Source organism: Rhodococcus sp. IEGM 1409 (genome assembly GCF_030056735.1).
Lineage (GTDB): Bacteria > Actinomycetota > Actinomycetes > Mycobacteriales > Mycobacteriaceae > Rhodococcus_F.
Window position 1 is genome coordinate 45,548 of the sequence record NZ_JASHKN010000012.1, and the last position, 19,519, is coordinate 65,066.

At 62.1% G+C, this 19,519-nt stretch carries 16 protein-coding genes; 7 read left to right on the forward strand and 9 right to left on the reverse strand.

The annotated features are described in order from the left end of the window. Nucleotide 1 precedes the first annotated feature (1 nt). The gene (gene fepB / locus QM716_RS25400) at nt 2-1,003 is read right to left on the reverse strand and encodes a Fe2+-enterobactin ABC transporter substrate-binding protein (RefSeq protein ID WP_283306942.1); all 1,002 of its coding nucleotides are present in this window, start codon (nt 1,001-1,003) and stop codon (nt 2-4) included. A 66-nt stretch (nt 1,004-1,069) separates the two neighbouring features. On the opposite strand from fepB, the gene fes reads away from it, so the two are divergent. Continuing rightward, entirely contained in the window at nt 1,070-2,305 is a 1,236-nt protein-coding gene (fes, locus tag QM716_RS25405; protein ID WP_283306943.1) for an enterochelin esterase, read from the forward strand. Between the two features lie 15 nt (nt 2,306-2,320). Here fes and QM716_RS25410 read toward each other — a convergent pair whose 3' ends face one another. The 4 genes from QM716_RS25410 to QM716_RS25425 all read right to left on the reverse strand — a co-directional run bounded on the left by QM716_RS25410 (nt 2,321) and on the right by QM716_RS25425 (nt 6,098). Then, nucleotides 2,321-2,734, reverse strand: a complete 414-nt coding sequence (locus tag QM716_RS25410) for an HIT family protein (protein WP_283306944.1) — start codon at nt 2,732-2,734, stop codon at nt 2,321-2,323. A 66-nt stretch (nt 2,735-2,800) separates the two neighbouring features. Next, entirely contained in the window at nt 2,801-4,222 is a 1,422-nt protein-coding gene (purB, locus tag QM716_RS25415) for an adenylosuccinate lyase (RefSeq protein ID WP_283306946.1), read from the reverse strand. Nucleotides 4,223-4,267: 45 nt separating this feature from the next. Then, on the reverse strand, nt 4,268-4,873 hold the full coding sequence (locus QM716_RS25420) for a TetR/AcrR family transcriptional regulator (RefSeq protein WP_283306947.1): 606 nt from the start codon (nt 4,871-4,873) through the stop codon (nt 4,268-4,270). A 64-nt stretch (nt 4,874-4,937) separates the two neighbouring features. Continuing rightward, a complete protein-coding gene (locus tag QM716_RS25425; RefSeq protein ID WP_283306948.1) occupies nt 4,938-6,098 on the reverse strand; it encodes a pyridoxal phosphate-dependent aminotransferase in 1,161 nt (386 codons plus the stop codon). A 162-nt stretch (nt 6,099-6,260) separates the two neighbouring features. Here QM716_RS25425 and QM716_RS25430 point away from each other — a divergent pair, with 162 nt between their 5' ends. The 4 genes from QM716_RS25430 (at nt 6,261) to QM716_RS25445 (ending at nt 14,173) form a co-directional block, all read left to right on the forward strand. Beyond that, a complete protein-coding gene (locus tag QM716_RS25430; RefSeq protein WP_283306950.1) occupies nt 6,261-7,871 on the forward strand; it encodes an ABC transporter substrate-binding protein in 1,611 nt (536 codons plus the stop codon). Between the two features lie 54 nt (nt 7,872-7,925). Beyond that, nucleotides 7,926-11,294 (forward strand): serine hydrolase, encoded by a 3,369-nt coding sequence (locus QM716_RS25435; protein WP_283306951.1) that lies wholly within the window; start codon nt 7,926-7,928, stop codon nt 11,292-11,294. Between the two features lie 2 nt (nt 11,295-11,296). Further along, on the forward strand, nt 11,297-12,697 hold the full coding sequence (locus QM716_RS25440; RefSeq protein ID WP_283306952.1) for a serine hydrolase domain-containing protein: 1,401 nt from the start codon (nt 11,297-11,299) through the stop codon (nt 12,695-12,697). Between the two features lie 87 nt (nt 12,698-12,784). Then, a complete protein-coding gene (locus QM716_RS25445) occupies nt 12,785-14,173 on the forward strand; it encodes a sensor histidine kinase (RefSeq protein ID WP_283306953.1) in 1,389 nt (462 codons plus the stop codon). A 3-nt stretch (nt 14,174-14,176) separates the two neighbouring features. On the opposite strand, the gene QM716_RS25450 is transcribed toward QM716_RS25445, so the two are convergent. Continuing rightward, nucleotides 14,177-14,851: a response regulator transcription factor gene (locus tag QM716_RS25450; RefSeq protein ID WP_283307092.1), complete on the reverse strand. Its 675-nt coding sequence runs from the start codon at nt 14,849-14,851 to the stop codon at nt 14,177-14,179. Between the two features lie 117 nt (nt 14,852-14,968). On the opposite strand from QM716_RS25450, the gene QM716_RS25455 reads away from it, so the two are divergent. Beyond that, on the forward strand, nt 14,969-15,802 hold the full coding sequence (locus QM716_RS25455; RefSeq protein WP_283306955.1) for a phosphatase PAP2 family protein: 834 nt from the start codon (nt 14,969-14,971) through the stop codon (nt 15,800-15,802). Here QM716_RS25455 and QM716_RS25460 read toward each other — a convergent pair. Continuing rightward, a complete protein-coding gene (locus QM716_RS25460; RefSeq protein WP_283306956.1) occupies nt 15,738-16,772 on the reverse strand; it encodes an ABC transporter substrate-binding protein in 1,035 nt (344 codons plus the stop codon). The genes QM716_RS25455 and QM716_RS25460 overlap by 65 nt on opposite strands. 170 nt (nt 16,773-16,942) lie before the next feature. Between QM716_RS25460 and QM716_RS25465 the strand changes: the two genes are divergently transcribed. Beyond that, nucleotides 16,943-17,134: a MarR family winged helix-turn-helix transcriptional regulator gene (locus tag QM716_RS25465; protein ID WP_283306957.1), complete on the forward strand. Its 192-nt coding sequence runs from the start codon at nt 16,943-16,945 to the stop codon at nt 17,132-17,134. A 96-nt stretch (nt 17,135-17,230) separates the two neighbouring features. On the opposite strand, the gene QM716_RS25470 is transcribed toward QM716_RS25465, so the two are convergent. Further along, complete coding sequence (locus tag QM716_RS25470) at nt 17,231-17,701, reverse strand: TroA family protein (protein ID WP_283306958.1); 471 nt, start codon at nt 17,699-17,701, stop codon at nt 17,231-17,233. A gap of 151 nt (nt 17,702-17,852) precedes the next feature. Beyond that, nucleotides 17,853-19,421, reverse strand: coding sequence for a GMC oxidoreductase (locus QM716_RS25475; RefSeq protein ID WP_283306960.1), 1,569 nt, complete (start codon nt 19,419-19,421; stop codon nt 17,853-17,855). Nucleotides 19,422-19,519 lie beyond the last annotated feature (98 nt).

Consider the following 19,519-nt stretch of genomic DNA (forward strand, 5'->3'; position numbering starts at 1 on the left):
ATCAGCTGAACTGCTCGACCAACCGGTTCACCATATTGGTTGCGCTGTAGTAGTCGAGACGGAAGGTATCGAGCCCCACGGCATAGACATGGTGATCACGAATCGCCGGATGCTGAGCCAACAGGGGAAGTCCCTCGACCGCTTTCACCGCGCCGTCGTCGGCGCTGACCAAGATCAGGGTGTTGCCCGCGATTCCGTCGTAGAGATTCTCGGCCGAGACCTGGATGATGTCCTTACGCTTACCCATCGATTCACTGCTCTTCGCGGACTCGGGAATGTCGGCGATCGTGAAACCCATCGCCGTGAGCAACTTCGCCTGCCCGGACTCGTGCGTCCAGATGTTGGCACCGCTGCCGTCCTCGTAGTAGACCAGCGCAGTGGTCGGCTGCGGGGGAAGTGTGATCTTGGCCTTGGCCGCCTCTACTGCGCTGTCGAACTTCGCGACCGTGGCCGCTGCGTTGTCTTCGAGACCTGTCGCTTCACCCAGCACAGCGGCCACTTCCTGCCAACTGCTTCCGCCGTAGTCCACCACGATCGTCGGAGCGATAGCCGTGAACTGTTCGTACAGATCGACGACGGAGTCACCTCCTGTCGCCGAGACGACGATCAGGTCCGGGTTCTGAGCCAGAACGGATTCCGCGTTCGCGCCACCCATCGGCAACACGGCAAGTCCGCGTTCTTTTGCTATGTCGCCCCACTGTGTGAACAACCCCTGCGCATCCGACACGTCGGTGTTCGGCCCCGTCGATGCGGTTGCCACCACCGGTGCGTCGATCGACAACAGCGTGCCCGTCAGCGTCACACTGGTCGAGACGATCCTCTCCGGCTTCGGCGCTATCTCCACCGGCCCCTTCGGCGTTTCCACCGTGCGAGGCCAATTACCCTGCGATGCAGCCGAATCAGCATCGGAATCGGAATCGGCATCCGCAGAACTACACCCAGCAAGAGTGAACCCTGCTACCAAGACTGCGGAGAGCACCTTCAGGGTGCGCGATTTTTTCATTGTGACGCCCACTGGCGGATCACTCCTCGAATTCAAAAGCCCATCAAATTAGGTTAGGCTGTGCTCATGCTAACTCAGGCGGTGACTGAACTGTCCGCTACCCTCGCGGCCTCGCCCGACATCGAGACGTCCTGGAATCGGATAGTGCAACAAGGCGCGCCGATCGTCGAAAGTGTTGATACACAGACTGTTCGAGTTACCTTCCTCTGGCGTCAGCCCGAGGAGACGGAAGTCGAGCGCGTCTATCTGGATGCAAATTCGCTGACCGACCATCACGCGGAACAACTCAGCGTCATGCAGCGAATCGGCGACAGTCGGGTGTGGTTTTACACCGCCGAAGTCTCGAACACCTGGCGTAGTAGTTACAGCATCATCCCGGTACCGAAGTCGGTAGTCGACGAATTCGACTACCCGGGAGCAGGCAAGGAAGACACGACCCGTCGCACCCGATGGTTGGGGTTGCTCGAGCACCGAATTGCAGACCCACTCAATCCGCACTCCGCGGGCGTGGACACCAGACGCTCCGTCGCCGAGATGCCCTCGGCGCCGGTACAGTTCGGCTGGGATGCTCCGGTTTTCAGGAAATCCGTACAGCTCACCTGGAACAGCTCGACTTTGGGCGTCGAACGGCCGGTATGGATCTACGAGACCGTCGACGACGGATTGACACCTCTCGAAGAACGTCCACTCGTGATACTTCTCGACGGGCGCCACTGGGCCGAGGTCATGCCCGCGGGTGCCGCCTTCGATCGTGCGGTCCAGACCGGCAAACTGAAATCCTGCGTTCTACTGGCCATCGATTCCGTTGACAACCAACGCCGTTCGCAGGAATTGCCGTGCAACCGCGAATACTGGAGTGCAGTCGTCCACGAACTGCTTCCGCAAGTACGCGCCGTCGCACCCTTCTCGTCCGATCGAACGCGAACCGTGGTCTCGGGGCAGAGCTTCGGCGGACTGGCCTCGATGTTCGCAGCACTCGAGTTTCCCGAACACTTCGCGCTGGTCGCCAGCGGGTCCGGTTCATTCTGGTGGCCAACCGGTTTGAAGCGCGGCGAGGACGGTCCGCCGGGTGGAGACATAGCCGCACGCATCGAGCGCGACGGCGCACCGGACGGTTTACGCGTTGTCCTCGAAGTAGGTGAGCACGAGTCCGACATGGTCGGGCACAGCGCAGCCGTCGCGCAGGCGTTGGAGGCCGCCGGAGCGCAAGTGTCGTATCGGATCTTCGACGGCGGCCACGACTGGTTGTGCTGGCGCAGTGCCCTTCTGGACTCCGTTGTCGAACTGATCGGCAGTCCGTGAACCAGGCCGGTGCCGCTAGTTCAGTGCGCCGCGAATGACAGCAGCCGTGCTGTCGAGAATTGCCCGGTTGGGCGTGCGAGGTAGTGCACGCAGGCCGAAGCCGTCGCCGCGATTTCGAGGGATGACGTGCAGATGAACATGGAAGACTTCCTGTCCCGCAACAGCTCCGTCGGAGAGGTGCAGATTCACTCCGTCGATGGGGAGAGGTCCGGTACGCATCGCCGCGGCGATCTTCTGCGCGACGGCAAAGATCCTGGCACCGTCGTCGGCATCGAGCGTGGACAATCCGCTGGCGTGACGCTTGGGCACGACCAGGAGATGACCGGACGTGAACGGCCGAATATCCATGAAGGCAAGGACATTCGCGTCGTCGTACACGACACTGGCCTCGGACTCACCGGCGATGATGGAGCAGAAGATGCAGTTCATGGTCTCCGACCCTGTGCGCCTTTCTGGTAGTGGTGACTACCAGAAAGACGCACGGGGGCGTAGCCCTTACAGAATCGGCGACGGCGCGTACGCCGCAGCTTCAGGGTTGGCGTCGACAAGTTTGCGGACCTCGGCGACAACGGCATCCACCTGAGCAGACGCGGCGCCGACAAAGGCTGCCTTGTCGGCCAGAGCCTCGTCGAGTGCGGCGCGGTCGAGCGGCAAACGGTCGTCGGCGGCGAGGCGATCGAGCAGATCTGGCTCCTTGCCCTCTTCACGCATCGCCAGCGCAACGGCGACGGCGTTCTCCTTGATCGCCTCGTGCGCGGTCTCGCGTCCGACGCCCGCGCGCACGGCTGCCATGAGCACACGCGTCGTGGCGAGGAACGGCAGGTACCGCGTCAGTTCCTTCTCGATGACGGCCGGGTAGGCACCCATCTCGATCAGCACGGTCAGGAAGGTCTCGAACATGCCGTCGATCGCGAAGAACGCGTCCGGCAGCGCGACGCGGCGCACGACGGAGCAGAAGACGTCGCCCTCGTTCCACTGTGCACCCGCGAGCTCGGCTGCCATGGAGCCGTATCCGCGCAGGATCACCTGAAGTCCGTTGACGCGCTCGCACGAGCGGGTGTTCATCTTGTGCGGCATCGCCGAGCTGCCGACCTGGCCGGGCTGGAAGCCTTCGGTGACCAGTTCGTGGCCGGCCATCAGGCGGATCGTGTGCGCGAACGACGACGGGCCCGCACCGACCTGGACGAGCGCGGAGATGACGTCGTGGTCGAGGGATCGCGGGTACACCTGGCCGACGCTGGTGAGTACGTGCGCGAACCCGAGGTGCTCGGCAACCTTGGTTTCGAGCTGCTCGAGCTTGGCCGCATCGCCGTCGAGCAGATCGAGCATGTCCTGTGCTGTGCCCATCGGGCCCTTGATCCCGCGCAGCGGGTAGCGGTCGATCAGCTGGCGCAGACGCGTCAGCGCGACCAACAGTTCATCGGCGGCGGAAGCGAAACGCTTACCCAAGGTGGTGGCCTGAGCTGCGACGTTATGTGAGCGGCCGGCCATCACGATGGACGAGTACTCGGCAGCGCGCTCACCCAGACGGGCGGCGACGGCGATGCCGTGGTCGTAGACGTGTTCGAGTGAACGCACGATCTGCAGCTGCTCGACGTTCTCGGTGAGGTCGCGGCTGGTCATGCCCTTGTGGACCTGCTCGTGACCGGCGAGTGCATTGAATTCCTCGATGCGTGCCTTCACGTCGTGGCGGGTCACCCGCTCGCGGTCCGCGATGGACGCCAGGTCGACGTTGTCGATGACGCGCTCGTAGTCGTCGATGGCGTCTGCCGGAATGTCGATGCCCAGCTCTGCCTGCGCGCGCAACACCGCCACCCACAGTTGACGCTCGAGCACGATCTTGTACTCGGGAGACCACAGAGCAACAAGCTCAGGGCTGGCGTATCGGTTGGCAAGGACATTCGGGATGCGGCTCACGAGGCCTCAGTCTAACGGTGGCCAAGCAGTGCTGTTACCCCCGATCTAGACCGGCGGCGCCATGACGTCGATCGATTCCAAGAGCATTCCTCGGGCCAACCCGCGTGGATCCGGGTCGTACTCCCCCAGAGCCGTGATCATCGCGCCGTCGACCATCGCGACAAGACGGCGCAATTGCCCCTCGGGAGCGGTTCGGCCCGAGCGTCGAAGCGCATCGGTCAACAGGTCGTCGAGCTGGGCGCGTAGGCGCAACTGCACGTCACGAAGTGCCGGATGACGGGCACACGCGACGAATCGTTCGTAGCGCGAGATCAAACGCTCGCGGCTCTCCGGACGCTTCTCTTCGTCGCCGAGCAGCAGTTCGACCAACAGTTCGACGGTTGATTCGGCGCCCCGCCGACGTTGGGTCACCGCAGCCACTCTGACGCGCATCGCTTCCATGTCGGCATTGCCGTTGAGCTCGACGGCACACGCGATCAGATCGTCGAGCGAGTCGAAGTAGTACGTCGTCGAAGCCAGTGGAAGGTCGGCTCTGGTGGCCACCGCTCGGTGACGAACGGCGTCGAACCCGCCCTCCAGCAATAGTTCAGCAGCGGACGCCACCAGAGCTTGGCGACGTCGTTCGCCCTTGGGCGTAGCTGCAGAAGACACCACGACATCGTGCCAGCAGAAGGCACCTCCGCATGGCGAAACAGCTCGAAGACCCTGCTGTTTGTTACCCGAGCCACTTCTCGAGGCGAATCAGCGCCTCCTGGATGTCGGCTGTCGCGCCCGCGAACGAAAGTCTGACCATCCGGTTTCCGTGGACGGTGTCGAAATCGATTCCGGGTGCCAACGCGACCCCGGTATCTGTCAGCAACCGCGCACACCAAGCGGTGGCGCCCTCGTCACCGCACAGATGTCCGATATCCGCGTAGACGTAGAACGCGCCGTCGGCAGGGGCCAACTCCGTGATGCCCAGTTTCGGCAGTCCGGTCAACAGCAGTTCACGATTGACGGCGTACCGCTGAACGTGCCCGTCCAACTCGACCTTCGCCTCCGCCGAGAACGCCTCGATCGCGGCGTACTGCGAGATCGCCGGCGGACACACCGTCATGTTCGACGCGAGTCTCTGCAGCGGACGCCGCAGGTAGGTCGGCACCAACATCCAGCCGAGCCGCCAACCGGTCATCGAGAAGTACTTGGACACCGATCCGATCACAACGGATTCGCGCGAGGTCTCCCAGGCGCTCGACGTGTGCTGATCTCCGTATCCGATGCCGTGGTAGATCTCGTCCGAGATCAGGAGGGTGCCGTGCTGCTCGCACCACGTCGCCAATGCAGCGAGCTCCTCGGGCGAGATCACCGTGCCCGTCGGATTTGCGGGGCTGGCGACGATCAGACCGGCAGGCGGCGACGGCAAAGCCTCGAGCATTTCCACCGTCGGCTGGTACCGAGTTGCCGGCCCGCAGTCGAGTTCGACGACGTTGCAGCCCAGCGCGGCAAGGGTATTGCGGTACGCGGGATATCCGGGGCGGGCAACCACCACGGTGTCCCCCTCGTCGAACGCGGCCAGGAAGAGCAAGGTGAACGCCCCGGACGAACCGGTCGTCACCACCACGTCTTCGGCGTCGACGGCGATTCCCGAGCGCTCACTGTGGTAGCGCGCAATAGCTTCGCGCAGCGGCAGGATCCCGAAAGTCTCGGTATATCCGAGTAGTTCGGTGCCCAGGATCTCTCGCGTCGCGCGCAACACCGGTGCGGGAGCGGGAGTCGATGGTTGACCGGCCGCCAAGGTCAACACGTCACCGTGTGTCCGCTGACGTTCGGTCGCGGCCTTCCATACATCCATGACATGGAAGGTCTGGATATCTGATCGACGAGATTCTGAGCGCACACTCCGACGGTAGCCGAACTACACCTCCGCTAGAAACGACGACCACCCGTTGTGACGATCCGACAGATTCAGGCGCTCAGCATGAGTCGATTCAACGAGACCTGGGCCACGTCCCTCGCGCAACATTGATCAACGACATCCTTCGATCAAAAGGTGCATCAGATGAAAGCTCGCTCAGTGCCCACCGCGGCTCTGGTCACGATCGGCGTTCTCACGGTTGCCTCGTGCGGAAGCACCTCTGATCCTGGCGGCGGTACCTCCGGGGACTACGCGCAGGACGGCAGTTTCACGGCGATCGTGAACGCCGATCCCGGCAATCTGCATCCCCTGATCACTAACCTGATCGCGACACAGACGGTCAACACCTACACGAACGATTCGCTGATCACAGTCGATCCAAAGACTCGAGCAATCGGCCCTTACTTGGCCGAGAAGTGGACAGACGAAGGAACCGCGCTGACCTTCACCCTCAAAAAGGGAATCACCTGTGAGGACGGCTCGACTTTCACGGCACAGACTGCTGCCGACAACATCAACTGGGTGGTGGACTCGAAGAACGGCTCGCCCTGGTTGGGTGCCTCGGTTCCGGAATCCACTGTCGCCATGGCCGATGGCGACGTACTCACCGTTACGACAGCCGAACCCGCGCCCTTCCTCCTCGAACGTATCGGCGCCCTCAAACTTGCTTGCAAGGCAGCGCTCGACGACCCCACCAGCGTTCGTAACAGCAGCAACGGAACCGGTCTGTTCCGGATCACCGAAGTGGTGGCAAACGATCACGTGACACTCGAACGCCGCGACGGGTACAACTGGGGGCCCAACGGGGAGACCACATCCGACACACTCGGCGTGCCCAAGACGGTCACGATCAAGGTCGTCACCGATCCAGCTACCTCGGCCAATCTGGTACTGACCGGATCGGTGAACGCGGCAGCAGTTGGCGGCCCGGATCTGGAACGCGTGGAATCGACAGGCCTCGATTCCATGGCGTATACGACGTTGTCCGGACAGTTCATCTTCAATCACAACGCCACTCTTCCCACCAACGACAAGGCGGTACGAGCCGCGCTCGTCCAATCAATCGATCTCGACGACTACACGGAGATCAACACCGGCGAAAAAGGCTTCCGCGCTACGGCATTGGCCGTTGTCGACCCCAGAGCCTGCGACTACGACAGTGTCGCCGGTGTTCTACCGAAGTTCGACATGGCCGCGGCCAAGAAGACCCTCAGCGACGCCGGTTGGCGCCCCGGGCCCGACGGCATCCTGTCCAAGGACGGTCAGCCCCTCAATTTGAACGTGATCTTCAACAACACCCGCGACACCACTTCCGCGGCAGCCGAGTACGCGCTGACCCAGTGGAAGGAACTCGGCGCGAAGGTGGAACTGCGTGGCGGGGACAACAATTTCATCATCTCGAATTCGTTTGCGGCGAAGGATCTCACCTCCTGGTCGGTCTCGATCGGACTGACCGTCCAGAGTGACACTCCCAGCATCTTCGTTCCGTACTTCTCCGGACCGATTCCGCCGGAGGGCGTCAACTTTGCATCGATGAACAATGCGAAGTACACCGAACTCGCAACGAAGGCTTCCGGCCTACCCGGGCAGGAATCCTGCGCGGTATGGAAAGAAGCCGAGCAAGCATTGTTCGTCGACTCGGACATCATTCCGGTATCGGCGTCACCGAACTACATGTTCTTCAACGGCGCAGAGTCGCTGTACGTACCTTCCGGCGGAATCCTTGTCGGGCCGGGCGTTCGGGTACTGGAATAAGCCGGAAGACAAAGCTTTACGCCTGCATCTATTTCTCCGATTCGAAGGATCTACATGACTGACCGTCCATTTGTTCTCGACGACCTCCACCGTGTGGTCACACCCACTGAAACCGCAATCTCTCCCGACGGCACCGTCGTCGTCTTCGTTCGCTCGGAAATAATTGCCGGAAAGGCAAATACATCGCTCTGGGCAGTGTCCCGCGATTCCCAGGCTCATCGCCTCACTGCTGGACCTGCTGATTCGGCCCCTCGATTCTCTCCGGATGGAACTTCGATCGCCTTCCTCCGTAAGGTCGGCGACTCCGCGCAGTTGCACCTGATCCCGCTCGCCGGCGGCGAGGCCGAAACCCTCACCACAGCAGCATCACTCCCCCTCGGTGCCGGCGCCGCGGCCTGGAGCCCGGACGGAAAAGCCATAGCATTCGCCGCTGTGATCTCACGTTCGGACTCCACCGATCCGAACGCGCCCATCGTCACCGACCGACTCGGATACAAGGTGGACGGTGCCGGTTGGCTCGGAACCTTCCGACGCCACCTGCACACCGTCGAGCTGGAGACGAAGGCAGTTCGACGGCTCACCGACGGTGATTGGAATGCAGACGTTCCGTCCTGGTCACCGGACGGCAAGGCTCTCGCCTTCACAGCGAATCTGGAACCCGACAGCGATCTGAACCTCACGTTCAGCGCCTACCGCATCCTCGTCGACGATCTGTCGGTTCCGCCGCAGCAACTCGGTCACGCCACCGGGGTGCAGGGCTCGACGCTCTGGCACCCGAACGGAGATTCGGTTGTCGCCATCGGCACTCCCGAGGTCCGTGTCGGAACTGCAGACCTGATCCGTCTGTCCGTCCCCGGCCCAACCGAGACACCGGTCGACGTCACCCTCACCGCTCATCTCGATCGCAACGTGATGCCCGGCGCGCCCGGTTACCCCGGTGGCACACCGGCACTGTCGAACACCGGCGACGAGATCGTGTTCTGCCTGCGCGATCGAGGATGGACGCATCTGTACGCCGCCGACGTCGAAACCGGCACCTCCCGCTCCCTCGTCGCCAATCCCAACGAGGTCGTCGCGGCGCTCTCCGTTGCCCGTGATGCGCGCGTCGCCTCCGTCATCGTCACCACACAGCAGTCCTTCGGTGAGGTCGCACTCGTCGACCTGGACAGCGGCGCCGTCACCACGCTGACAAGCTTCACCGCAGAAGCACTTCCCGAGGTAATCCTGTTTGCCGCCGAGGAACGCGAGTTCACCATCTCCGATGGCCGTACCGTGCACGGCTGGTTGCTGTCAGCTCCCGAAACCGACGGCGCTGCACCACTTCTGCTCGACATTCACGGCGGGCCGCACAACGCGTGGACTGGCGTTGCCGATACCTATCACCCCGCCCACCAGGTTCTCGCAGCACAGGGTTGGCGCATCCTGACCCTCAATCCACGTGGATCGGACGGGTACGGCGAGGACTTCATGTACGCCGTCAACGGCGCCTGGGGCACCTCGGACCAAGCCGACTTCCTCGAGCCGATCGACGCTCTTGTCGCCGAAGGACTTGTCGACGCGGACCGACTGGCGATCACCGGGTACAGCTACGGCGGATACAGCACCTGTCACCTCACCTCACAGACCGATCGCTTTGCCGCGGCGGTGGCCGGCGGGCTGATCTGCGATTTCAACGCCATGGCCGGAGTCTGCGATTTCGGTCCGCACCTCGCCTCACTCGCCACCGGAACGACTGTCCCCGAGAACTCCGCCAAGCTCCTGGCCGCCTCGCCCCTCGCCGCCGTGAAGAATGTGGTGACTCCGACGCTGATCCTGCACGGAAAGTCGGATGAGCGGTGCCCGCTGGGTCAGGCCGAGGCCTGGTTCGCCGCACTGCGCCAGCAGCATGTCCCCACCCGACTGGTGGCGTATCCCGGAGCAAGCCACGGTTTCCTCGTCAACGGCTCGATCTCACACCGAATCGACTACAGCACAAGGCTCATCGAGTGGGTGAAGCGATACACCTCCGCGAAGCTGCCCAAGACCGGCCTGGCCAACGCGTCTGCCGGAGCCGATGCATGGAAGCGTTCACTGGACGTACTGTGTGAGCGTTACGGCGTCACCGGTGCTCAATTCGGTATTCTCACACTCGATTCCAGTGGTAAGGAAATCACCCGTACGACGGTGGCTTCCGGCGTGATCAATGCAAACACCGGGGTCGAGGTCTCCACCGATTCCCTGTTCCAGATCGGATCCATCACCAAGGTGTGGACCGCGATGCTGGTCATGCAACTGGTCGACGAGGGCTTGCTCGACCTGGACGCAACCGTCCGGTCGATCCTGCCCGACTTCGCACTGCAAGACGAGGAAACAGCCGCACGCATCACGGTGCGCGCACTTCTGAACCATCGCAACGGAATCGACGGTGACCTCTTCATCGACAAGGGTCGCGGAGACGACGTCGTCGAACGCTACGTCGAGGGCCTGCGCGACTTCCGTCAGGTTCATCCTCTCGAGGACGGCTTCGCGTACTCGAACTCCGCGTACGTCCTCGCAGCTCGTATCGTCGAGGTTCTCCGCGGCGGCATCTGGGACGACATCCTCAAGGAGCGGATCATCGATCCGCTCGGCCTCGAGCACACACTCACGTTGACCGGAGATGTTCCGAGATACTCTGTGGCAGCAGGTCATACGGGGAACTCCGTCGTGATGCCCGTCTGGCCGATCACTCGCTCGATGGGACCGGCCGGCTGCATCACCGCCAGCATCGGAGATCTACTCACGTTCGCGGAACTCGGACTCCTCGAAGGGCAGAGCGTCGACGGCGTGCGGATCGTGTCGGAGGAATCAGCCGCCGCGATGCGTACACCCGAAATCGATATCAGCGATCTGTTCCCGGACAAATCCGGTTGGGGCTTGGGCTGGTTCCACGAAAACTGGTCGGGCGAAGAGATTTTCGGGCACGACGGCAGCACGATCGGCCAACACGCATATTTGCGCATCTTCCCCCGCCACAATGTCGCGATCGCGCTGCTGACCAGCGGCGGCAAAGCAGACGGCCTCTACCGCGATCTCTTCACCGAAGCCGCGGCCGCGTTGGTCGGACTCGAACCTCCGCAAGCCCTCGCCCCGAACCCCGCGAGTGCGGAGTCGATTCCGGATTCGGTTCTGGGCAAGTACAGCTCGGGTGGAATAGCTATCGAGTTCCGTCGCGGAGAGTCCGCTGACGAAGCCGTGATCACCGTCATCGGCGACGTCATCCCGAATCCCGAGGAAGACGAAACAGCTCCGAAGAAGCCTGCAGCGGTAGCCACTCTCGTACCGTCGCAGATACCCGGGACCTGGACCACCCGTCAACCCGGAGCTGCCGGTTGGACGACGGTACGGCCACACCGCGACGGCGTGTACGTCGGATTCCGCTTCCTACCACGGGTTAACGCGTGACGATGACCGATACACATACGATTACGGAAACACAGAACGCCAGCGAACTCGAGGAATCAAAGATGCAAGAACAGCTTCAAGAACTCGTCGATCAGTGGAGAGCCGAGGCGAACATCCCCGGCGTCTCGGTCGGCATCGTGCACGGTGACAAGGACATCGTCGTCACCAGCGGCATCGAAAGCGTCGAAACCCAGCTCCCGGTCACCGACAAAACGATGTTCATGATCGGCTCCACCACAAAGGTGTTCGCCGCAACAGCCGCGATGGCACTCGTCGAGGACGGCTTGCTCGACCTCGACACCCCGTTGGTCGAGTACATACCCGAACTGACCCTCGCCGACGAAGAAGCCACCCGCACAGTCACGATGCGTCATCTCCTGACCCACACCGGCGGATTCACCGGCGACGCCAGCCTCTCGGCAGGCTGGGGCGAAGACGCCCTCGGCCGCTCGGTTTCGCGGCTGAAGGAACTGCGCCAAGAATTCCCCGTCGGAGACGTCTTCTCCTACAGCAATTCCGGATTCGTTCTCGCCGGACATGTCGTGGCCAAGATCAGCGGACTGACCTTCGAAGAGCTGGTCAAGCAGCGCGTTCTTGACCCCCTCGAAATGAAGAACTCGGCGTTCCTGCCCTGGGACGTGATGACCCACCGGTTTGCACTCGGTCACTACATTCGCGACGGTGTCCCGTTCGTGTCCAACGAAACCGGACTGGACCGCGGCATGACGCCCTGCGGCGGAATGTGGTCCTCGGTGCGAGACCAACTCGTCTGGGCACGTTACGCACTGTCCGGCGCACACCCCGGCGAAGGACAGCCACTCGACGAGTCCACCCGGTTGCTGATGCAGAAGCCTCAGCGTCCCGCAGCGATGATGTTCGAGGAGGTCGGCCTGGGATGGCTGCTGACTCGGTACGGAACCACGCAGGTGGTCCGGCACGGCGGCAACGTGAGCAATCTCCAGGTCTCGGAGTTCATGACGGTGCCCGAGAAGAACTTCGCCGTCACCGTGCTGACCAACGCACTCGGCGGCGGAATCGGCAAGAAGATCGTCGACTGGTGCATGACCAACCTCGCAGAACTACCCACGCCGGCATCCCTCGACGTGGTCGAGCCCGAGCCCTCTGCCGTCGACGCAGTCCTGGGCAGGTACCAGGCCGGCAACCTGACGATGACCGTCGCCCCCGGCGACGAAGGAATCGGCGTCCGAATGGGCAGCGCGAAGGACCTCGGCGAATACGAGGACATCGTCTGGCCACCGGCGATCCCGATCGCCTTCGTCAACAACCTCGACTTCGCTGCGCGTGCAGACACCACCCGGACGTTGGGACGCTTTGTCACCGATGACACCGGACGCGCCGTGATGCTCGAATTCGGCGGCCGTACCGCCAAGCGAGTGGCTTGATCCTGTAGACGGGTGACGCGGTCCGATTACGGGACCGCGTCACCCGTCTTTGTAAATGCACAGCCGCGAAGGTACAGACTGGACGCCATGAACTGCATCGGCGAGTCGATTCTGCACCCGTCCCGGTGGAGCGTACGTGCCCGTTCGACCGTGGCATCGACGCTCGTGATCGCCTTCTGCCTGGTGATCGCCGGGCTTGCACTGGTTTTCGTACTGGCGAACTCCCTGCATCTGTCCGCACTGAACAGCTCCGAAGCTCGCGCCACGCAGTTGGTCCAGCAGCTCAGTGGAAAGAGCCCTGCCGATCTCGACCCTTCGCTTCTGTCGACAGACAGTCAGATCGGAATCGTGCAGATCGTCGACGCCGATCACCGAGTAGTCGCCCAGTCTCCCGGAACCGAGAGTGGCCTACTGTCCGAACAGCTTCTCCGCCCTGACGAGTCGGACACCTTCGGAAGGGTGAAGGAGTCGGACAACGAGGACTACTGGCTGATCGGACGCGGCGCCGCGGCGCCGACCGGACCGGTCACCGTCTTCGTCGGTGCCGACCGCGAACCGGTCGAAACCGTTGTGACCACCGTTGCCGTTCTGCTGGCCATCGTCGGCCCCCTGGTTCTGGGGCTGGCCGCGTTTGCCACCTACCGTCTTGTCGGTTCGGCCCTCGCTCCCGTCGAACGCATACGCGCTCGGGTCGCCTCGATTTCGAGTGGGCGCCAAGGTGAACGAGTACCCGTACCGGCCGGGAACGACGAGATAGCCCGGCTGGCGACAACAATGAACGACATGCTTGCGCGCCTCGACGAAGGTGCACTGGCCCAGCAACGATTTGTCAGCGATGCCTCACACGAATTACGTAGTCCGCTGTCCACGATCACGACGGCTCTCGAACTGGCACACCGACGCCCGGATCTCCTCGACGACGCGTTGATCGAAGACGCACTACTACCCGAGGCACGCCGGATGCGGCAGTTGATCGAAGACCTGTTGATTCTCGCGCGCTCGGACGAAAGCGAAGTCGAAAAGTTAGGTGCCGTCGTCGACGTCGACCTCGACGACATCTTGTTCGCCGAGCAGAAAAGGATCGACGGTATCTCCGAAGTCAAGGTCACCGCTGCCGTGGCTCCGGTTCGCGTCTCCGGAGACCCGAGAGCGTTGGCGCGTATGGTGCGCAACCTGGTGGACAACGCGGTGCGGCACGCCGCGACCCTCGTGCATCTCGAGTGCTCCGAAGCCGGCCACGAAGCCCACATCGTGATCGAGGACGACGGGCCCGGAATCCCTGCAGCAGAACGCGAACGAATCTTCGGACGCTTTGTCCGCCTCGACCAACCACGGTCGAGGCAAGGAGGTGGGTCCGGACTGGGACTCGCCATCGCGTCGGAAATCGTTGCGGCGCATCACGGAACCATCGCCGTCAGCGAGAGAGTGAGCGGCGGAAGTCGATTCGAGGTGACAATTCCGGTACCGAACGACTGAAGATCAGGTAGTCCCGACAAAGCGGTACCCCACGCCTCGGACCGTTTCGATGCTGCGAGTTCCGAACGGCAGGTCGACCTTCTTACGTAGGTAACCGATATAGACCTCGACGATGTTCTCGTCACCTTCGTAGTTGCGGTCCCAGACGGAGCGAACGATCTCGCTCTTCGTGACCACAACTCCGTTGTTGCGCATCAGGAACTCGAGAACGCTGTACTCACGTGGCGTCAAGGTCAATTCGCTTCCCGCCCGTCTCACCTGATGTTTGGCGGGGTCGAGGGACAGGTCTCCCACGGCGAGTATCGCCGGACGTTGTGGAGCGCCGCGCCGCACCAGAGCGCGCAGCCGCGCGAGGAGGACGACAAACGAGAAGGGCTTGACCAGATAGTCGTCGGCACCGAGGTCGAAAGCGTCAGCGAGGTCGTATTCGCCGTCCTTCGCCGACAGCATCAGGATCGGCGTCCAGATCTCCCGGGCGCGGAGACCCCGCACGATGTCGTATCCGTGTTTCCCCGGCAACATGATGTCGAGAACTATCACGTCGAATTCGTCACTGCAGGCAGTCGCGAATCCGTCGTCCCCGTTGAGTTCGACGGCCGTCACGAACCCCTCGGCCACCAATCCCCGCCGGATCGTCTCGGCCAGGCGCACTTCGTCTTCGACCACCAGTACTCGCACCACCGGCCCCGTTTCGTCGACACACAGTTGTTCGGATGCACCCAGTAGAGCAGACGGTTGGCCCATGCCCGAGTTCCGTTCAGCGTTTCTTCAGCTTCGGATCGTCACACTGCATTCATGCCTGCAACTGTGTCGACCGTACGAAACGTGGTCACCGAAGTCCTGACCGAAAGCACTACCGCGGAAATTGCGGTTGCCGCGATCGTGGTAGCCGCAGCACTGTTCGCATTCGGTTCGATCCATCGAGCTTCCAGTATCCGCTCGACAGTCCTTCGCGCGTGCGGACTCGTGCTCGCACTGGTGACGCTGTCGATCCAGGTATATCGAAACGGGTGGTTGACGAGCTTCGACGGGCAGGTGACCGACTGGATGGTCGATCATCGGAGCGGCGCCCTGGACCAGATCGCGGTCGCAGTCACAGATCTCGGCAGTCCTGTCGCCACCGCATTGCTCGGGATCACCTGCGGAGTGCTCATCTCGTGGCGAGCGCGTTCGGTAGTTCCAGGCTTGATCGTGATCGGAACCGTCGGCGGTGCAGCGGTCGCCAGCACAGTCATCAAGGCACTAGTCGGTCGCGACCGTCCGCCGACCAGTATCCAAGTACTTCTCGAGACCGGCCACTCGTTTCCGTCCGGTCACGTGACCGGCACTGCAGCGCTGTTCGGCATCGCGGTTCTCGTTGTGAGCGTCGACCGAACACCGGCCGTCAAACGCCTTCTGATGCTCCTCGCCGTGACGGTCACCGTCGTCGTCGCGCTCACTCGCCTCTACTTGGGAGCTCACTGGCTCACCGACGTCGTCGCCGGAGCCATCCTCGCGACGCTTGCGGTCACTGTGGGTGGAGCCGTCTTCCGATTCGTCGGCACGCACAGCCAAGCCGAATCAACTACGGCTGCAGTGTGCTCTGCAGAACCTTCAGCACTTCACGCGCCGCAGTCGGTCCGGTATTGAGGTAGAAGATGTCGTCGTCGACAGCAACGGCGTGGTTGGCAACCACACCAGGTAACTGCGCCCACAACGGCGCGTTCGTCAACGTCGCCGGGTCCCCGCCCTGCACCCCGTAGAAGATCCAATCAGCGTCCGCCACGTTCAACTCTTCCTCACTGATGTCTCGGGAGGTGTCGTCGAATTGCTGCGACTCCGGACGCGTCAGGCCGGCGTCCTGGGCGATACTGCCGGTGAACGAAGGAATACCGAAGATGCGCAGCCGATTTCCGTTCTGGCGGGTGAACGACACCGTCGGCGGCGATGAAAGGGAAGCACCGAGTGCTGCGGCATCAGCGTTGAACGTATCCAATAGTCCCGTCGCCTGCTGTGCCTTGCCTACTCCGTCTGCAACGAGCAGGAAGTCCTGCTTCCAGTTGACGCCGGTTCCTTGCGTTGCCACCGTGGGTGCGATTGCCGAAAGCTGGTCGTACAGCGAATCAGCATCCTTCCCTGCAACATTCATCAAGATCAGGTCAGGATCGAGCTTGACGATCGCTTCGAAATTCGGTGTGAATCGCCCACCTGCGTCTACGACATCACCTAGCTGAGTTCGGAATTCGGGGTATGCCGACAACAGGTACGGCGGCACCAGGTCCGCACCGTCACCACGCGTCGAACCTGCCGGCACGACACCGAGCGAGAGGAGTGCATCGGCCTGTCCGGTCGAGATCACCACAACCTTCTGCGACTGTGATTCGATCGTGGTGTCCCCTTTGAAGTGTGAGACGGTGCGGGGAAACTCGCCGTCCGACTTTCCGCTCCCCATGCCGGCCGGACCTTCTCGCGGAGCGGCAAACGCGGAGTCGACCGGTGCCGACACACGGATCTCAGGGTCTGCGGTCGAGTCGTCCTCACTCGAGCAGCCACTGACAGTCGTCACCAAGGCCAGTGCGCCGATCAGCAGTGCACTGCGTGACTTTCTTCGAAAATTCATGATCGTGTCCCGTACGTCGTGAAGCATGACAGCTTCATCTTCCGTCATAGTTAGGTGACCCTCCCCTTTGAAGAACTGTAAACTACATCTGTGTCAGATGCAGTTTCAGGACGTGGATCACACGGGGTCGATCGCTACACTGATCGGGTGCCCACGGCACCGACGCCACTGTGCCCGAGGCACAATCCGAAGTACTTCACGATGTTGCGCACCATCCGGGCACTCGTATCGGGGCTGTCGCCGATCGTCTCTCCCGACGCCCGAACACCGTCAGCACACTGGTGCGCACACTCTCCGACAAGGATCTGATCGAGCGACGGCCCGATCCCACGGACGGCCGTGTCAGCACACTTTTTGTTTAGGAAGAGCGAGGCGCGCGACGGGTGGCGACCACTGCCATCGGCATCCTCGACCGGGTCAATCGATCATTGCGTGTTCACGCACCGCAGTGATGCTGCTCAGGTGACTTTCCCGCTCTTCTCGCAGACGTCGGCAAAACGCTTCATCTGCTCCGTGATGCCCGTCAGGCTGTACCCCGTACGAAGTTCGACCGACGCAACCTGGCCCGAAACCACGGCCGGAAGCCTGGTGAAAGTCGGCGAATTAAGCTCCGGCGCGTCCGACCAAGTCGGCGGAATCAGGAGGAGATCAGCCGGAAAATCGCCTGGCTCTTCCCAACTCGCTGACGCCCAGAAACCGTCCCCGCTGTCCAGCTTCGCAAATTCGACGCCCATCGTTTCGAGAATACTGCCGAGCGGAGTCCATCCAGGCACCGCATAGTCAAGGCTCGACTCCAACGGAATCACATACGCAACAGAGATATTCGCCCGAGATGCTGCCAATTCACGCACCCGCTCACCGAGCGCACTCAGCTCTTCCCGTTTCGTCGCGTAGACCGGTGAGGTATCGGTGCCGCCGATACGCCCCACCGGAGCCAATCACCGTCGATCTCGGTTTTTGTCCGCCTCACGTCTACATCCCTGGATCGAGCGTCGTCTGTCCAGGTGACTGTAACCGCTGCCCACGCCGAACAGGTGCGGCAGAAGTTGATCCCACCGCACCTGACCGCGAGTTGCCGCTCTAGTTCATGTCGTTCGCAATGATGTTCTCGATATTCCGTTCGGCCAGAGCGGTGATGGTGACAAACGGATTGACTCCGACATTGCCCGGCACGAGGGATCCGTCCATGACGTACAGACCCGGGTACTCCGGCAGGCGACCGTAGCCGTCGGTCGCCTTGCCCAGCACACAACCGCCGAGGGGGTGGTACGTCAACTGGTCGCCCCATGTCTGCGTCGGACCGAAGAGGTCGGTCCGGTAGATCGTGCCTTCCTTCTTGTTGATCTTGTCGAAAAGCTTCTTCGCCATGTCGATCGACGGTTGATTCTGCGAGCGCTGCCAGTTCAAACCGACTTTGCCTGTTGCCGAGTTGAATTGGAACTGAGCACGTTGCGGATTCTTGGCAATCGCCAAGTACAGGCTGACCCACAGTTCGGTGCCGGCCGGGAAGGGCGCGATTTCCGCGAAGACAGGTGCGGTTGCATCGGCCCAGTTGTCGATACCCATCACCGGGATCGCCGACTGCTTCGCGCCGGTGGCGTCCCACATGTGATTGGCGCGCCCCACCATCACGTTGCCGTTGTGGCCCCATTCCTGTCCCACAGCGCCGGGCAAATTCGACAGCTGCCCTTGCGCTTTCATCGCGACCAGGAGCTTGCTGGTACCGATACTGCCCGCCGCGAAGAAGACTTTGTCGGCCGTCACCGTCTTGGTGCCGACAGTATTGCCCTGCTCGTTGATCTGATTCATCACCACTTGATAGCCACCGCCGGTCGCGGCCGGGGCAACCGAGGTCACAACGTGCAGAGCTGAAATGGTGAGCTTGCCGGTGGCGGATGCCGCAGCGAGGTACGTCTTGTCCAGAGACTTCTTTCCCGCATTGTTGCCGTAGATGACTTCACTCACCAGGGCAGACTTGGTGACCTGGCCGGCAGCTTCCTGCTTCATGTAGTTGAAGTCGTAGACATTCGGCACGAACGTTGTTGTGTAACCGGATCTCTCAGCGGTCTTTCGCCCGGTCCGCGCGAACTTGTAGTACTCGGTCGACTCGAACCAGGCCGGGTCGATGTTGTTGACTCCGAGCGCAGCATTGGCCCGCGGGAAATACGTCGAGTACATCTCGTTGGAATCGACCCCGGGCAGGATCTCTTCGAAATAGTTGCGCTTGGGTGTGACGGCCATACCGCCGTTGACCAGCGACCCACCGCCAACCCCTCGGCCCTGGTAGACCTTGATCCCGCCGAAGTCCTCGGCGTCGAGAACACCGACGTAGCGGTTGATGTTCTTGTCCACCGAGCCGCCGGAGAAGTGTGAAACCGGTTGAACTGTACGGTCTCTGAGCCAGAAGGATCGACCGTCGGGCGAAAGCATCGGGCAGAAGATCTTGCCGTCGGACCCTGGCGTGGTCCACGACTTCCCCATCTCGACCATGTGTGTGTCGATTCCGGCCTGCGTCAACCGAAGTGCCGCAACGGCCCCGCCGTATCCGCTCCCGATCACAAGCGCGGGGACACGGTCTCCGTCGTTCAATGCTCTCCTGGGCGCAGCGGCCGCCGTAGTCCACGAGGACGAGAGCGCAACGGCGCCCACAGCTAATCCTGTTGCTGCCAAGAAGTTTCTACGCGAGAGCGTGGAATTGGTACGTGCGTGCCGTTCATTGGATCCAGCGCGAATGCTCAAGTGTGCCC

Coding starts and splice junctions, on each gene's coding strand:
- fepB (WP_283306942.1), bottom strand. CDS start 1,003: ATGAAAAAATCGCGCACCCTGAAGGTGCTCTCCGCAGTCTTGGTAGCA.
- fes (WP_283306943.1), top strand. CDS start 1,070: ATGCTAACTCAGGCGGTGACTGAACTGTCCGCTACCCTCGCGGCCTCG.
- QM716_RS25410 (WP_283306944.1), bottom strand. CDS start 2,734: ATGAACTGCATCTTCTGCTCCATCATCGCCGGTGAGTCCGAGGCCAGT.
- QM716_RS25430 (WP_283306950.1), top strand. CDS start 6,261: ATGAAAGCTCGCTCAGTGCCCACCGCGGCTCTGGTCACGATCGGCGTT.
- QM716_RS25435 (WP_283306951.1), top strand. CDS start 7,926: ATGACTGACCGTCCATTTGTTCTCGACGACCTCCACCGTGTGGTCACA.
- QM716_RS25440 (WP_283306952.1), top strand. CDS start 11,297: ATGACCGATACACATACGATTACGGAAACACAGAACGCCAGCGAACTC.
- QM716_RS25445 (WP_283306953.1), top strand. CDS start 12,785: ATGAACTGCATCGGCGAGTCGATTCTGCACCCGTCCCGGTGGAGCGTA.
- QM716_RS25455 (WP_283306955.1), top strand. CDS start 14,969: ATGCCTGCAACTGTGTCGACCGTACGAAACGTGGTCACCGAAGTCCTG.
- QM716_RS25460 (WP_283306956.1), bottom strand. CDS start 16,772: ATGAATTTTCGAAGAAAGTCACGCAGTGCACTGCTGATCGGCGCACTG.